Origin of the sequence: Aliidiomarina sanyensis (assembly GCF_003987175.1) — a bacterium.
Classification (GTDB): domain Bacteria; phylum Pseudomonadota; class Gammaproteobacteria; order Enterobacterales; family Alteromonadaceae; genus Aliidiomarina; species Aliidiomarina sanyensis.
On record NZ_PIPM01000005.1, the window covers coordinates 59,775 to 73,861 of the forward strand.

Here is a 14,087-nt window from a genome sequence, read left to right on the forward strand (position 1 = left end):
GCATTGCTGCTCCCGTGATTGAATTTCTTGCGCAGAGAAATCCGTCAGTTCGATTTCTCTTCTTTCACAGGCGGTGAAAACAGGCCGCTGCCTGGCTCCGAGTAGTCCCGAGGTGGCTCGCCGTCCTCTGTTCTCTCACTGTCTTCGCGACGCTCCTTGTTCAAAATATTTGCTTGGCGAATTGACCGAATGGTTTCTTCTGCAAAAAACGGGAGCGGTTGTTGCCATTCTTTGTTTTGTTCAAGCAGTTGTTGGCTATCTTGTAAAAACAGGTTCAACCGATGCTGAATGTCGGTCACTTCAGAGGCAATTTGCCGTGCTGTGGCGAGTTGCTCGCTGACGTCCTTGCGGTAGGCTTCGAATTGCTGCTGGACATTCGCGACCTGCTCCTGCAATTCTGCTGCTTCGCCTGAATTTAAAAACCAGTAGCGTGCCGCAAAAAAGCCAATCACCACACCTGCGACTAACAACAAAAGTCCAATGAGCCAATCCATATTCTTATTCCTCTACAGTGCGAGAATCGAGCATGACACAAATATGATCCCGATTCAGCAATAATGGTATCATGTAATTCTCAGAACAGTAGTCAGATGACAGGCAAATTTGTGGTGGAAACTGTAAATACGCCATGGGCGGCATACCAAGCAGATTTAAAACGCGATGATTTTCAGCACGATCCAGCGCAAGAAGATGCGGTCAAGCACCTGCAGCGTTTGTTCGATGATTTATTGCAAGGTCACGATAAAAAGGGATTGAAGAAGCTTTCTCAAAAGCTTTTTAAACGATCATCCAAACCAGTTCAGGGGCTCTACTTTTGGGGTGGCGTAGGCCGTGGGAAAACCTACCTAGTAGATACGTTCTACAATGCGCTCCCGTTCGAAGATAAGTGGCGTGTGCACTTTCATCGGTTTATGCACCGTGTACACGATGAACTCAAGTTACTCAAAGGAAAGCAAGATCCGCTGGTTATTATCGCCACGAAGCTGGCCAAGGAAGCGCGGGTCATTTGTTTTGATGAGTTCTATGTACAAGACATTACCGATGCAATGATTCTGGCGACGCTATTGGACAATTTGTTTGCCAAAGGGGTCGTGCTGGTTGCGACGTCAAATATCGTCCCGGATGACCTGTACAAAAATGGCTTGCAACGAGCCCGATTTGTTCCAGCCATTGAGCTCATTAAAAAGCATTGTGACATTGTCAATGTAGACGGCGGTGTCGACTACCGGATGCGGACGCTGAGTAAAGCAGAGATATATCATTCGCCGTTAGACGCTGAAGCGGATACCAACCTGTTGCGTTATTTCGATCAGCTGGCGCCGGACCACCACGCCCACAATCGTAATGTGTCTATTGAAATCAACCATCGGCAGATTCATGCGCGCTGTGAAGCAGACGATGTGGTGCTGTTTGATTTCAAAGATATCTGCGAAGGGCCGCGGAGCCAAAATGACTATATCGAGCTGGCGCGCCTCTATCACGCGGTGTTGGTAAGTAACGTGCGCCAGATGGGGCGGGAAACTGATGACGTGGCCCGTCGGTTTATTGCGCTCGTCGATGAATTCTACGAACACAAAGTGAAGTTGATTATGTCTGCTGAGGTCCCGTTGAATGACCTATACACGGGCGGCCAACTGAGTTTCGAGTTCAAACGTTGCCTCAGCCGCCTGCAAGAAATGCAAAGCCAAGAGTACCTCGCGCTTCCGCATTTACCGTAACGCTGCGCTGGGCGTGAGGGTTGGAAGCGATGCCTTCACCGGGTGTCTGCCGCATGGATGCGGCAGTCAAGCCCCCATGGATGGGTTCACGGCGTCCCGGAGAAGGCATGGTTCCCACCCGAGCAAAGCCCAACGCAATGCGTTGGCTACCCAAACCTAGAGTGGAATTGTCGTTGATCTGGGGTGGGCGTTCTTATATACTACCCGCCGCCCACGTTACCTCCCCGATTTTCACCTGAGGAAAGCGGTGAAACGGGGTTATATAATTGGCATTTCGCGGGGAAGCCCGGAAAGCCGCAGGTAAACTCATGAATCTGGGTATAGATAACTCATGAAAACTTTTGTAGCAAAAGCAGAAACAGTCCAGCGCGACTGGTACGTCATCGACGCTGAAGGCAAAACGCTTGGTCGTTTGGCCACCGAAATCGCTCGTCGTTTACGCGGCAAGCATAAAGCTGAATACACTCCGCACGTTGATACCGGTGACTACATCGTCATCATCAATGCGGAAAAAGTTGCCGTTACTGGTAACAAGGCTAAAGACAAAATGTACTACGCGCACAGCGGGTTCCCAGGTGGTCTGAAGTCAATCAGCTTTGAAAAGCTGCAGGCGAAGAAGCCTGAAATGATCATCGAAGCAGCGGTTAAAGGTATGCTTCCACGTGGTCCATTGGGTCGTGCCATGTTCCGTAAACTGAAAGTGTATGCGGGCCCAGAGCACAAACATGCAGCTCAGCAGCCGCAAACTTTAGAGATTTAATACGGAGCAGATGAAGATGGCAGATAATCAATACTACGGTACAGGTCGTCGCAAAAGCTCTACAGCGCGGGTTTTCCTGCGTGCTGGAAGCGGCGAGATCAAAATCAATAACCGTTCAATCGAAGAGTACTTCGGTCGTGAAACGGCGCGCATGGTCGTTCGTCAACCTCTTGAGCTGCTCGACGTAGCTGAGAAGTTTGATCTGTACATCACCGTTGCTGGTGGTGGTACAACGGGTCAAGCGGGTGCTATCCGTCACGGAATTACTCGTGCGCTGATGCAATACGACGAAGCACTTCGTAGCGACTTGCGTAAAGCAGGTTACGTTACCCGTGATGCGCGTAAAGTTGAGCGTAAGAAAGTGGGTCTTCACAAAGCGCGTAAGCGTCCTCAGTTCAGCAAGCGTTAATTCGCCGAGAACAGAGCAAAGACCCTTCGAAAGCCCGGATTTTTCCGGGCTTTTTTGTGGCTTTCAGCTAGCAACAATCCCTCATAAGTAGAAGCGATCGAGAAATCAAGGAATACTCCCAGATCGGTACCTTTTACCTTGTAAAGAGCAAGGGTTTTCTTTATGATCGGGGAGCAATTTTTTCTCGCACGCACTAGGTTATTTTGCTGCGGTTTTTCCGCACAGCGTCCAAAACTGGAGAAAGATGGATGAGCAATGCGCCTGTAGATAAAGGCCGCCGTCGATTTCTCACTGTTGCTACTTCGGTAGTCGGCGGTGCAGGGGTCGTGGGTGTCGCCGTTCCTTTTATAGCGTCATGGAATCCGAGTGCTAAAGCCCGTATCGCGGGAGCACCGGTGGAAGTGAAAGTTGACAAGATTGAGCCCGGCCAATTGATTCGCGCAGAATGGCGCGGCAGTCCAGTGTGGATTATTCGCCGTACTCAAGAAATGCTGGATAGTTTGCCTTTGGTTGAAGGGCGTCTCCGCGACCCGCAGTCCAACCAGCCGCAGCAGCCGGATTATGCGAAGAACGAATATCGTTCCATCAAACCTGAGTTGTTTGTCGCGGTTGGTATTTGTACACACCTTGGCTGTTCGCCGCAGTTCCTGCCGCGCAACTTCGGTGTCGCTGAAGGCGTAGACTCCGGATTCTTCTGTCCATGTCACGGTTCGCGCTTTGATATCGCCGGCCGTGTCTTTGCAGGCGTTCCAGCACCAACGAACCTCATGGTTCCACCGCATTATTATGTTGATGACGACACCATTATGGTGGGTGCAGAAGAGGGGGCAGCTTAATGTCACGCATTATCGACTGGATTGATCAGCGTATCCCGCTGAGCAATACCCTGAAATTACACGTGACCCAGTATCCAGCGCCAAAGAACTTTAACTTTTGGTATCTGATGGGCTCACTTGCCCTCGTGGTCTTGGTCAACCAGATCGTGACGGGTATTTGGTTAACAATGAGCTATAACCCAAGTGCAGAAGGTGCATTCGCGTCAATCGAATACATTATGCGCGATGTGGAGTATGGCTGGTTGCTCCGATACATGCATTCTACAGGTGCATCGTTCTTCTTTATCGTTGTCTATCTACACATGTTCCGTGGTCTGATGTACGGCTCGTACCAGAAACCGCGTGAGCTGCTGTGGATTTTCGGAATGTTGATTTTCCTCGTGTTGATGGCTGAAGCTTTCATGGGCTACATGCTGCCATGGGGTCAGATGTCATACTGGGGAGCTCAGGTCATTATCTCGCTCTTCGGAACCATTCCGTTTGGTATCGGTGAAGCACTTACCACTTGGATCCGCGGTGACTACGTCATCTCTGGCGCGACCTTGAATCGTTTCTTTGCATTGCACGTAATTGCATTGCCGTTAGTCATTGTCATTCTGGTGTTCTTGCACTTGATTGCTTTGCACGAAGTGGGTTCGAATAACCCAGACGGTATCGATTTGAAGAAACCGAAGGGAAGCGTAAAGGAAGAAGATAAATCGCCGTACGAGTTCCACGAGCGTTACACGAAGAAGTACGACATTGTCGACTCCATTCCATTCCATCCGTATTACACGGTGAAGGATTTGGTCGGACTCGCGGTCTTCTTGATCTTCTTCGCGTGGGTTATTTTCTTCGAACCAACAATGGGCGGCCATTTCCTTGAGCCACCAAACTTCGAAGCCGCTGATCCAATGCGGACACCTGTGCACATTGCGCCGGTCTGGTACTTCACACCGTTCTACGCAATCCTTGCGGCGGTTCCAAACCCGTTAGGGGGTGTGGTGCTGATGTTCGGTTCTATTGTGTTGCTGTTCTTGATGCCATGGATTGACCGTTCAAACGTGCGTTCAATTCGCTACCGCAGCAGCTTGCATAAAGCGAACCTCGCGATGTTGGTGGTCAGCTTTATCGTGCTCGGATTCGTGGGTGCATTGCCACCGACTGAATTCTGGACGCGCATCGGACAGGTGTTCACATTCTTGTACTTTGCATTCTTCGTCTTGCTGTTCTTCTACAGCAAAAACGAGAAAACCAAACCACTGCCTGAGAGAGTAACGAAATGATGAAGCGATTCTTGATGGCCCTGGCATTTCTGCTGCCGTCTGCCGCATTCGCGGCAGGCTACAGCGGTCCGCTGGACAAGGCCGACTATGACTTGCGTGACAAAGCGTCATTGCAACGTGGTGCACAAATCTTCATGAACTACTGCTTGGGTTGTCACACAATGCAGCATCAGCGCTATCAGCGTACGTTCGAAGATTTGGGAATTCCGGTAGATCTTGGACAGGAACTGTTGCAATTCACGGGCGACGGTCCAGGTGACTTTATGGTTTCTGCGATCGACGCGGATGCCTCGAGTGACTGGTTTGGTTTGACACCTCCGGATTTGACCATGGTTGCCCGGGTGCGCGGTGCTGATTGGCTGTACACCTATTTCCGTTCGTTCTATGAAGATCCAAGTCGCCCATTTGGTGTGAACAACGAGATCTTTGAAAACGTCGGTATGCCACATGCGGTTCAGGAGCTTCAAGGTGTTCCGCGCCGTACGTATGAGCGTCGGATGGTCGATGGCGAAATGCGTGACGTTTACGTCGGAATTCGTTCTGACGGATCAGGTCGGTTAAGCGATGAAGAGTTTGATCAGGCGATGCTCGATCTGACAGCATTCCTCGTGTACACCGGTGAGCCAATGTACCTTGAGCGTCAGCGTATGGGTTACTACGTCATTGGTTTCCTGATTGTCTTCCTGATTCTTACGATTCTACTGAAACGTGAGTACTGGCGAGACATTAAGTAATTCGTTGAATTACAAATAGAAAGTCTTTTGGGGGCGTACAGCGCCCCCTTTGCTGTTTTCGAAGAGTGGAGAAAACCATGGCTGTTGCTGCCAATAAGCGTTCAGTAATGACCCTGTATTCAGGGAAAGATGATTTATTCAGTCACCAAACACGTATTGTGTTGGCTGAGAAAGGTGTCAGCGTTGAAATCGCCTATGTTGCTCCGGAGAATCAACCGGAAGATCTTTTGCAACTCAATCCTTACCCGGATAACGTGCCAACACTCGTGGACCGTGAGTTGGTGCTGTACAAAGCACAAATTATCATGGAATACCTTGATGAGCGGTTCCCACATCCACCTTTGATGCCTGTCTATCCTGTGGCTCGCGGAACCAGTCGCTTAATGATGTATCGTATCGAGCGTGACTGGTACGCATTAGCTGACACTATCGTGAAAGGAACGAAGAAAGATGCGGAAGCGGCTCGGCAGGAGCTGAAAGAGAGCATCTTGGCGCTGGCTCCTGTGTTCGCGGATACGCCGTTCTTTATGAGCGAAGAATTCACACTGGTTGATTGTTACTTGGCCCCATTATTGTGGCGCCTTCCACTGTACGGTATTGAACTCAATGGTGCCGGTGCGAAGGAAGTAAAATCTTATATGTTGAAACTCTTCGAGCGTGAGTCATTCCGTGATTCACTCACGGAAGAAGAACGCGAAATCGGTCGCCAGTAAAAGGGATGAGCATGACACCTCGTCGTCCTTATATTCTGCGTGCGCTGTATGATTGGTTGTTAGACAACGATCTCACACCACATTTAGTGGTTGACGCTGAATTCCCAGGAACCGAAATACCCCGTCAGTATGTTCAGGACGGGCAGATAGTCCTGAACATCGCGCCAGGCGCTGTGCATGGTTTGCAGCTTGAAAACGATCAAGTCAGCTTCCGTGCTCGATTTGGCGGACAGGATCAGCGGGTTATTCTTCCAATGGGGTCGTTACTTGCGATTTATTCCCGTGAGAACGGCGCAGGCACCATCTTTGAGCCAGAGCAAGGTCTGCTGCTTGAAGATATCGCGCCGGAGCTTGCAGGCGCGGACGGTCAGGAAGAGCGCACAGAGGCCTCTGAAGCAGCGTTAGAGTCGGATGAGGGGTCGAGCGACGATTCGGAAGTGACTAAAAAAGGACGCCCCCATTTAACGGTTGTTAAGTAACGGCTGTTCTCTGAAGAACATAGACAAAAAAACGGTGCTGTTGAGCACCGTTTTTTATTCAATAAAGCGTTGTCTACCGTGTTCTATTGAACCTGCATCACATCGACCACTTTGCGAACACCGCGAACGTTACGGGCGATCTCAATAGCACGGTCAGCGGTAGGGCGCTCGACGATGCCAAACAAAAAGACTTCACCATCTTCGGTCACTACCTTCACACCAGAGGCATCGTAGTCTTGATCCCGCAGCAATAAGGTTTTTACACGTGTGGTGATCCACGTGTCGTCTGCGCGCGTCCGAAAGTTTGCGACATCTGTAACCCGGATTTGGTTAAACACCCGATTTACACCATCGACGTCACGGACAATTCGCTCGGCTTCGTCAGCACGCCCTTGCGTATCGACTTGCCCATACAATAAGACATCACCATTATATGGCACAAATTTAACCCGTTGATTGCGAAACGCCTCGGTCTCGTTGAACGCGGAAACAATACGAACGCGCAACGCTGAATCATCCACTTGGGTGTTCACATCCCGACTATCCAGAGCGACCGCGGTTCCCCCAACGGTCGCACCCACTACAACGGCCGCACACCCGCTCATCTGGCTTGCGCCAACGATAACAGCAATCCACAAAGCGAACAGACGAACTAAGCGCATAACTATTCCCCTTCAAAAATTTGTCGTTCAATTAAATCAACGAGCAGTTGACTGAAAAAGAGTTGTTGTTCCACGATACGCGCTGGATTGGAGCTTGGGATACGAACTTCTACGTCACTTGGCCCAAGTAGCCCGGTGATTTCCGGCGCTTCTTCTCCAACCACCGTCACGATCGTCATTTCGCGAGAAAGCGCCGCTTCCATTGCCTGGTGAACGCGCTCCGAATGTTGCTGACACACGAACGTCACCAACAAATCACCCGCAGAACCAAGCGCACTGATTTGCCGCGACAGGCATTCCTCTTGATTCGGGTGAGTGGAATTCGCACCTAGCGTGATCGCAGGAAAGGGCGGGCGCTCGAGACGGCTCCCGTGGAGGAGTAAATCAGTAAAGTGATGGGCAATAAATGCGCTGTTGCCATCACCACAACTAAAAATACGCCGTCCAGACAATAACGATTGCACCAGCAATGAAGCGGCTTGCTCAACAGCTTGGGCCAAGGTATCGGCCGCGGCCACTTGAATTTGAATGCTTTCGTTAAAATACGTGCGGATGGTGTCTTGCATCATCAAAATGCGTCCTTCAGCCATTCAATTGAAAATGGGGTACCTGTGATTGCAATAATATCAAAGCGAACCGCGGTCATGTGTTCATTGATTCCATTTTGAGACATCCAGACCCGTGCGGTATGGCGAACGCGCTGTAATTGTTTGGCACTGAACTGTTCAAGCACATCGGCGAAGTCTTGGCTGGCTCGATATTTGACTTCAACGAAGACCAAAAATTCCTGTTCGCGCATGATCAAATCAATTTCACCATTGTCCAACCGGTAATTTTGCATCACCAGCTCGAGGCCATAAGAAGTTAAATGACGAATAGCAACGGCTTCGTAGTGATTACCGACGGACTTGTTCGACATGCGCGGTGTGCTCCAATGAAAGCGAATGACCTTCAAAGGTAGCCCAATCGAGCTCTCGAACCACAATATGGTCGGAAATCCGCAATGTCCCAGTCAATCCTTGGTAGCGATAACCAGGGAGTTCGCTCATCAGCGGTAAGCGGACCGCAAGCTGCATTGCATCGTAGCCCATGGCGATCAGTCGCTGTTGACTCATCGAGGCACTTGGCATCACTTCCTGAATGGTTTGTCGTAGGGTTGTTGCCCGCTCAGGATTGACCAAAAAGGGTGCATCCGAAAATGTAATTCCCGCCAAGTCATTTTGCCCACGGCTGGTTTGCTCTTGGTGGATCGCGGAACTCGCGTACATTGGGATGCGGCTGCCAAATGCGCTTAAGTTGACATCTACGTAGGGTTTGAGCAACCGGGCTTGTTGCGCATCGCCTAACAGATAAATGGCATCGATATCTTGTCGGCTCCGAAATTCATGGTGCAATTCTTCATTGCGCATGCGTTGTTGCAGATTTCGTTCAAGCGCCTCGATACGCTGTTGGCTGGCATCAACACGCAGGCTTGCCCGCACGATATCAACCATGTCACTGCTTGACGTATAGAGGCCGGTGCGCACGGAACGAGCACCAAACTCAGACTCCCATGCGTCGCTGAACAGCGCAGACATTTGTCGGCCACGGGACGTGTCGGGACCAAGCAGGAGGACATTACGATGACCTTTTTGCGCTAAATATTGCGCCGCAACCTGAACTTCTGATGTGAGGTCCAGTGCAAAGAACGCCGATACACGGTCCCCTTGTTGCGGGTCATCCACTTGATTAAGCCAGAGCTGCTGCCATGGACCCGGTTCAAGCGCACGGAAATTCTCAATGTGCTCACGGACCAAAGGGCCGATCACTAATTCAACTTCAAGAGAAAGGAGTTGCGCGTGAATATCGCTCATGGACGTCGTCGTTGTATCGAAGAAATGGAGCTGCTCGCGCCGCTCGGACGTCGCCGCCGCTAGTATCCCGTTTCGCACGGCCTGCCCTTGTGATGCGAACTGGCCGCTTAACGGAAGAAGCACACCAATTACTTGCGGCGTTGCGATGTACGCAGTCTGCTCCGCTCGTTCTGCAACCCACGGTTGGGCCGGGTGGGAAGGGTAGCTTCGCTGCCATGAGGCGAGGGCCTGAGCTGCGGAGGTTCCTTGCTGCGTTGATTGATGCAAACGTGTTGCGAGTTGGATCCATCCCCGAGTATTTTCGTCAGAGGGAATGGTTCGACTTTGTAATTCCGAGAAAGAAACGCGCTTCAGGACATCCCAGATATCGGGCGGGGTGACTTGATCGTCATAGCGCTTTTGCTCAATGCGCATGAGAGTCGCGGACAGATAATCACGCTTTGCATAAAACGCTTGGAAACGAAGGTCCAGCACTTCTGCACGATACTGCCGTTGACTGAACTGCCGCTCCAAGTTATCAGTCAGTTCAAGGACCCGAGCCCATTCATCGAGAGACGCATACACACGGGCTTGCTGGAGCCGGTAGAGATTTGCAAATTCCGGTCGCAATTGCCGGGCATCCACATAGCTCAATACGGCCGCTGCATGATCATATGCGCCTTGATCAAGATAAAGTGTCGCGGCGGTAACGAGCTGCTCATGTTGCTCGTGGGTGCGGGATGCTTCCTTCGCTTGAGCAATCAGGCGCCGAGGATCTTGCAACGGAGTCACCTGCTCAGCGGCAGGTGGTGTTGCACGTTCGCTCGGTGGTACCGAAGGTTCTGGCGGTGATGAACAACCGGTCAAGCCCAGTGTGATCAGACTCAAGGCAAAAACAGGAATGCATCGGGAACTCAACTTTGGCACAATAGACTTCTCGCTTGGACCGGAAGGCCCTACTATAAACTGACCGTGTCATTCAGACAAATAAGCGCTCTGAAGATTCACGTAAAGAGACAGAAAATGAGCACTGGCACGTTATATATTGTCCCCACTCCCATCGGCAACCTGAACGATATCACACTTCGAGCCCTCGAGGTGTTGCGGATGGTCGATATCATCGCTGCGGAAGACACGCGCCACAGCGCCGTGCTGCTCAATCATTTTGGCATCGAAAGTAAACTTTGGGCCGTCCATGAACACAACGAACGCCAAAAGATCGAGGCGATTTTAGCGCAGCTATCCGCCGGGAAAAATATTGCCTTGATCAGTGATGCGGGTACACCACTCATTAGTGACCCAGGTTATCCGTTGGTCAATGCATGCCGAGCTGCGGGAGCTTCAGTCATTGCACTTCCCGGCGCCTGTGCGGCGATTACAGCGCTTTCAGCGGCGGGCCTTCCCACAGACCGTTTTGTATTTTGTGGATTTTTACCGCCAAAGCAACAGGCACGGGAAAAGGCGTTGGATGCACTCGCAGGAGAGTCGGGAACCTTAATATTTTATGAGGCACCGCGCCGAATTTTAGAGACGCTCACTGCGGTTGTTAAGGTGTTTGGGCCGGATCGCCCGGTTGTGATAGCAAGGGAGATTACCAAGCAGTTTGAAACCTACCTGTCCGGTTCTGCGCAAAGTGTGTTAGAGCAGGTATCGACAGATGCCAACCAACAGCGCGGTGAAATTGTTTTGCTGATTGGTGGTGTTGTTCGTGATGGGGATTTAATCCCCACAGAAGCACTGCAACTTTTAAAACGTCTGAGTGAAGAACTTCCACCTAAGAAAGCGGCCAAGATTGTCGCAGAGCATTACGGTTTAAGTGCAAATACCTTGTATCAGCATTTGATATAGTGCCGACATTCTAGGCTGCCGCGTTGCTTGCTACGGAAATCATTGGAGCTCGGATGGGGATCGCGTATACTGCGCGGCGGAGTTGGCCGAGACAATCGCTGCTTGCGTTAGCAAGGGGAGGAAAGTCCGGGCTCCATAGGGCAGAGTGCCAGGTAACGCCTGGGCGGCGCGAGCCGACGACTAGTGCAACAGAGAGCAGACCGCCGATGGCTTTTGTTTTCCTCGGAAAGCAGAAGATCAGGTAAGGGTGAAAGGGTGCGGTAAGAGCGCACCGCGTGGCTGGTAACAGTTCATGGCACGGTAAACTCCACTCGGAGCAAGACCAAATAGGGATCCATGGGGTGGCCCGCCTCGGGTCCGGGTAGGTTGCTTGAGGCTGTGGGCGACTGCAGTCCTAGACGAATGATTGTCCTCGACAGAACCCGGCTTAATGGCCAACTCCCCATTTTCGAAAGCCGCACGTTTTTGGTCCTTTAACCATCCGAACGTGCGGTTTTTTCTTTGCGGCCGTAGTGCTTGATCAATTGCTCAATGCTCATGGGTTTTGCGAAGTAAAACCCTTGGATTAAGTTAGCGGTCTGCATATTTAAAAAGTTGACTTGGCTGACCGTTTCAACCCCTTCGACCACCACATCAATACCCAGAGCGCGGGCCATGTGAATCAGTGCAGAGAGCAATGCATTTTGGTGCGGATCATCGGGAACCCCTTCAACAAAAGCGCGATCAATTTTTAGCATCGAGATGGGGAAGTGACGAAGATAGTTTGCGGATGAGTAACCGGTGCCAAAATCATCGATGGTGAGGGTGATTCCCGCATCGTGTATCTCAAGCAGCAACTCGCGCTGCCGCTCACGATCAGGCAACAGCATCGACTCCGTGATTTCAAAGGTAAAATTCTCTGGGGCTGCGTGTTCCTCTTTCATAATGGCAAACCAGTGTTCTACGGCAATGCGATCATAGAACTGGTGGGAGGAGAAGTTGATCGCGATACGTCCATCAATACCGGCTGCATGAAGTTTCTTGAGGTCACGGCTTGCTTGAGTCAGCACAAAATGCCCAAGCTCACGAATTGCCCCGCTCTTTTCAGCGATGGAGATAAATTCTTTGGGCAGCAGCAAGCCTCGCGTAGGATGTTGCCAACGGGCAAGGGCCTCGATGCTGTGTAGGGTTCCATCTTTGGAATTAATCACCGGTTGGTAATGCACCAAGAACTCATTGTTCTGCAATCCTTGTAAAATCGCATGGTGCATATGCAGATGATTGGTCGCTTGTTCTCGTAGCCCCTCGTTAAAGAACTCAGATGTGGCACGGCCTGCATCTTTTGCTGCATACATGGCCATATCTGCCGACTTGAGCAAGTCACTGAAGGTTGCGCCGTCACTTGGGAACAACGAGATTCCGATCGAACTGTTAATGACGACATCGTGGCCTTGCACATTCATCGGTTCTTGAATGTGCTTTAACAGTTTTTGTGCTTGCAATTGCGCATGGAACGGCTCGGCGAGATTTTTGAGTACAACAACAAACTCATCTCCACCCAATCGGGCAATAATATCGTCTCGACGTAACGAGGCGCGCAATCGGTCCGCAATAATTTTTAATAGCTCATCCCCCGCTGCATGTCCGAGCGAGTCGTTGACCTCTTTAAAATGGTCTAAGTCGATAAAAAGTATGGCGAACTTTTCGCTTCTGCGTTCGCAGGCGCTGATGTAGGCGCTCAGTTGTTCTTCAAAGAAGTGCCGATTCGCAAGCCCAGTTAAGTTGTCGAAGCGTGCTTGATTGCTGATCAGGCCAAAAGCCGCCTGAAGTCGCTGCTGATTGAGCAAAATCAAAAATGTCATACTGGCCAGTAACATCGCGATCAGCGTGCCGAAGGTAAAATACAAGACGGTCGGATGTCCTGCAGGGAGCCAGTCGCCTCGCAAAGGAACTGCGGCGAGTGCCCATGAGCCGGTTGGAAGATTGACATCGAGCACGACCGGATTACTATCCCAAATGCCATAATTTCCGGTGATTAATTCACCTGTCACGCCGGTACCGTCGATACCCCGCAAACTAATGGCGAGTTCTGGGTGGTCAAATAATCCTGCATCGCGAAACAACGACTCATGACGGATGACCTGTGAAATGATGGCTTGCAAGGTTTCATTGTCTTCAGCGTAGACGGGAACACGCGCGATTAAGGCTTCTCCCCCTTGAGTTAAAGCGACCGGGCCGTTGATCGTGATTTGTCGTGTTGCAATTGCCTTTTGCAGCGTCCGAAGTTGGTCAGGGCGGCTCCGATAGTCGAAGCCGACGGCCTCTTCATTTCCTTCAAGGGGGTAAATCATCGTTATGCGATAATCTTGTCCAATCGCCAAGTGTCGGACATGAAGATGTTGGGAGATTAAGTTACGTGTCAGGAGGGCGAAGCGCTCTTCGGACAGCTCAGGATTAATTGAGAGCTCGGTATATATTTGCCGAATGGCAATCAAGTTGGTTTGCATCAACCCTTCAAGGCGCGCCCGCACCGTACTGAGTTGTTCAAGTGCAACATAACGCTGAGTCTCTACATCCCGCTCACGATCAGTCAGAATAAACCGGATCAAAACCGCTTCGCAGATCAAAAATACGATAAGACTTAAAAGGCCGATCCAGAGCTTCTTTTTCACCGAATACACCCGCGTTTATAAATTAAACAAATAGTTAACGAATACATGCTTAAACGCAAGTGAAAAAGGCGCTGCCGCTTGATTAATTCTCCTGCAATTTTCCTTGACAGGGGATCAATGTGACACCTAGACTGTATCATTGTGGGGAAAAGTGGAGAGAAGTGGATCATTCTGGTGATC

The 14,087-nt window shown here is 50.7% G+C and carries 15 protein-coding genes and 1 other RNA gene; 10 read left to right on the top strand and 6 right to left on the bottom strand.

Features of this window, described 5'->3' with window-relative positions; all coding sequences use genetic code 11:
• Positions 1 to 44 precede the first annotated feature (44 nt).
• Positions 45 to 494 carry a Z-ring associated ZapG family protein gene (locus CWE11_RS06340; RefSeq protein WP_126776772.1) on the bottom strand — a complete coding sequence of 150 codons (450 nt, stop codon included), beginning with the start codon at positions 492 to 494 and terminating at the stop codon, positions 45 to 47.
• A gap of 96 nt (positions 495 to 590) precedes the next feature.
• Here CWE11_RS06340 and zapE point away from each other — a divergent pair, with 96 nt between their 5' ends.
• The 8 genes from zapE to CWE11_RS06380 all read left to right on the top strand — a co-directional run bounded on the left by zapE (position 591) and on the right by CWE11_RS06380 (position 6,914).
• Positions 591 to 1,718, top strand: a complete 1,128-nt coding sequence (gene zapE / locus CWE11_RS06345; RefSeq protein ID WP_126776773.1) for a cell division protein ZapE — start codon at positions 591 to 593, stop codon at positions 1,716 to 1,718.
• 331 nt (positions 1,719 to 2,049) lie between these two features.
• The gene (rplM, locus tag CWE11_RS06350) at positions 2,050 to 2,478 is read left to right on the top strand and encodes a 50S ribosomal protein L13 (RefSeq protein WP_126776774.1); all 429 of its coding nucleotides are present in this window, start codon (positions 2,050 to 2,052) and stop codon (positions 2,476 to 2,478) included.
• A gap of 16 nt (positions 2,479 to 2,494) precedes the next feature.
• On the top strand, positions 2,495 to 2,887 hold the full coding sequence (gene rpsI / locus CWE11_RS06355; RefSeq protein ID WP_126776775.1) for a 30S ribosomal protein S9: 393 nt from the start codon (positions 2,495 to 2,497) through the stop codon (positions 2,885 to 2,887).
• A 248-nt stretch (positions 2,888 to 3,135) separates the two neighbouring features.
• Positions 3,136 to 3,723 carry a ubiquinol-cytochrome c reductase iron-sulfur subunit gene (gene petA, locus CWE11_RS06360; protein WP_126776776.1) on the top strand — a complete coding sequence of 196 codons (588 nt, stop codon included), beginning with the start codon at positions 3,136 to 3,138 and terminating at the stop codon, positions 3,721 to 3,723.
• Entirely contained in the window at positions 3,723 to 4,988 is a 1,266-nt protein-coding gene (locus CWE11_RS06365) for a cytochrome b (RefSeq protein ID WP_126776777.1), read from the top strand. Before petA ends, CWE11_RS06365 begins: the two co-directional genes overlap by 1 nt.
• Positions 4,988 to 5,722 carry a cytochrome c1 gene (locus CWE11_RS06370; protein WP_126776872.1) on the top strand — a complete coding sequence of 245 codons (735 nt, stop codon included), beginning with the start codon at positions 4,988 to 4,990 and terminating at the stop codon, positions 5,720 to 5,722. Before CWE11_RS06365 ends, CWE11_RS06370 begins: the two co-directional genes overlap by 1 nt.
• A gap of 77 nt (positions 5,723 to 5,799) precedes the next feature.
• Positions 5,800 to 6,435, top strand: a complete 636-nt coding sequence (gene sspA / locus CWE11_RS06375) for a stringent starvation protein SspA (protein WP_126776778.1) — start codon at positions 5,800 to 5,802, stop codon at positions 6,433 to 6,435.
• Positions 6,436 to 6,446: 11 nt separating this feature from the next.
• Positions 6,447 to 6,914, top strand: a complete 468-nt coding sequence (locus CWE11_RS06380; protein ID WP_126776779.1) for a ClpXP protease specificity-enhancing factor — start codon at positions 6,447 to 6,449, stop codon at positions 6,912 to 6,914.
• Between the two features lie 83 nt (positions 6,915 to 6,997).
• Here CWE11_RS06380 and CWE11_RS06385 read toward each other — a convergent pair whose 3' ends face one another.
• Genes CWE11_RS06385 through CWE11_RS06400 form a run of 4 tightly spaced genes read right to left on the bottom strand, consistent with a single transcriptional unit; the run spans position 6,998 to position 10,335 of the window.
• Positions 6,998 to 7,576 (bottom strand): BON domain-containing protein, encoded by a 579-nt coding sequence (locus tag CWE11_RS06385; protein WP_126776780.1) that lies wholly within the window; start codon positions 7,574 to 7,576, stop codon positions 6,998 to 7,000.
• 2 nt (positions 7,577 to 7,578) lie between these two features.
• Positions 7,579 to 8,145: a D-sedoheptulose-7-phosphate isomerase gene (locus tag CWE11_RS06390; protein ID WP_157981308.1), complete on the bottom strand. Its 567-nt coding sequence runs from the start codon at positions 8,143 to 8,145 to the stop codon at positions 7,579 to 7,581.
• Positions 8,145 to 8,495 carry a YraN family protein gene (locus tag CWE11_RS06395; RefSeq protein WP_126776782.1) on the bottom strand — a complete coding sequence of 117 codons (351 nt, stop codon included), beginning with the start codon at positions 8,493 to 8,495 and terminating at the stop codon, positions 8,145 to 8,147. The genes CWE11_RS06390 and CWE11_RS06395 overlap by 1 nt, the downstream gene beginning before the upstream one ends.
• Complete coding sequence (locus tag CWE11_RS06400) at positions 8,473 to 10,335, bottom strand: penicillin-binding protein activator (protein ID WP_157981309.1); 1,863 nt, start codon at positions 10,333 to 10,335, stop codon at positions 8,473 to 8,475. The genes CWE11_RS06395 and CWE11_RS06400 overlap by 23 nt, the downstream gene beginning before the upstream one ends.
• A gap of 96 nt (positions 10,336 to 10,431) precedes the next feature.
• On the opposite strand from CWE11_RS06400, the gene rsmI reads away from it, so the two are divergent.
• Together rsmI and rnpB are read left to right on the top strand one after the other, a co-directional pair.
• Positions 10,432 to 11,256: a 16S rRNA (cytidine(1402)-2'-O)-methyltransferase gene (gene rsmI, locus CWE11_RS06405; protein ID WP_126776784.1), complete on the top strand. Its 825-nt coding sequence runs from the start codon at positions 10,432 to 10,434 to the stop codon at positions 11,254 to 11,256.
• Positions 11,257 to 11,334: 78 nt separating this feature from the next.
• Positions 11,335 to 11,702: RNase P RNA component class A (gene rnpB, locus CWE11_RS06410), an RNA gene on the top strand.
• Between the two features lie 27 nt (positions 11,703 to 11,729).
• On the opposite strand, the gene CWE11_RS06415 is transcribed toward rnpB, so the two are convergent.
• Positions 11,730 to 13,907: a putative bifunctional diguanylate cyclase/phosphodiesterase gene (locus tag CWE11_RS06415; protein WP_126776785.1), complete on the bottom strand. Its 2,178-nt coding sequence runs from the start codon at positions 13,905 to 13,907 to the stop codon at positions 11,730 to 11,732.
• Positions 13,908 to 14,087 lie beyond the last annotated feature (180 nt).

What these genes read in the sequence shown, in the direction of transcription:
- zapE (WP_126776773.1), top strand. Translation starts at nt 591, where the DNA reads ATGACAGGCAAATTTGTGGTGGAAACTGTAAATACGCCATGGGCGGCA.
- CWE11_RS06380 (WP_126776779.1), top strand. Translation starts at nt 6,447, where the DNA reads ATGACACCTCGTCGTCCTTATATTCTGCGTGCGCTGTATGATTGGTTG.
- petA (WP_126776776.1), top strand. Translation starts at nt 3,136, where the DNA reads ATGAGCAATGCGCCTGTAGATAAAGGCCGCCGTCGATTTCTCACTGTT.
- rsmI (WP_126776784.1), top strand. Translation starts at nt 10,432, where the DNA reads ATGAGCACTGGCACGTTATATATTGTCCCCACTCCCATCGGCAACCTG.
- CWE11_RS06370 (WP_126776872.1), top strand. Translation starts at nt 4,988, where the DNA reads ATGAAGCGATTCTTGATGGCCCTGGCATTTCTGCTGCCGTCTGCCGCA.
- rpsI (WP_126776775.1), top strand. Translation starts at nt 2,495, where the DNA reads ATGGCAGATAATCAATACTACGGTACAGGTCGTCGCAAAAGCTCTACA.
- CWE11_RS06390 (WP_157981308.1), bottom strand. Translation starts at nt 8,145, where the DNA reads ATGATGCAAGACACCATCCGCACGTATTTTAACGAAAGCATTCAAATT.
- rplM (WP_126776774.1), top strand. Translation starts at nt 2,050, where the DNA reads ATGAAAACTTTTGTAGCAAAAGCAGAAACAGTCCAGCGCGACTGGTAC.
- sspA (WP_126776778.1), top strand. Translation starts at nt 5,800, where the DNA reads ATGGCTGTTGCTGCCAATAAGCGTTCAGTAATGACCCTGTATTCAGGG.
- CWE11_RS06385 (WP_126776780.1), bottom strand. Translation starts at nt 7,576, where the DNA reads ATGCGCTTAGTTCGTCTGTTCGCTTTGTGGATTGCTGTTATCGTTGGC.
- CWE11_RS06365 (WP_126776777.1), top strand. Translation starts at nt 3,723, where the DNA reads ATGTCACGCATTATCGACTGGATTGATCAGCGTATCCCGCTGAGCAAT.
- CWE11_RS06395 (WP_126776782.1), bottom strand. Translation starts at nt 8,495, where the DNA reads ATGTCGAACAAGTCCGTCGGTAATCACTACGAAGCCGTTGCTATTCGT.
- CWE11_RS06340 (WP_126776772.1), bottom strand. Translation starts at nt 494, where the DNA reads ATGGATTGGCTCATTGGACTTTTGTTGTTAGTCGCAGGTGTGGTGATT.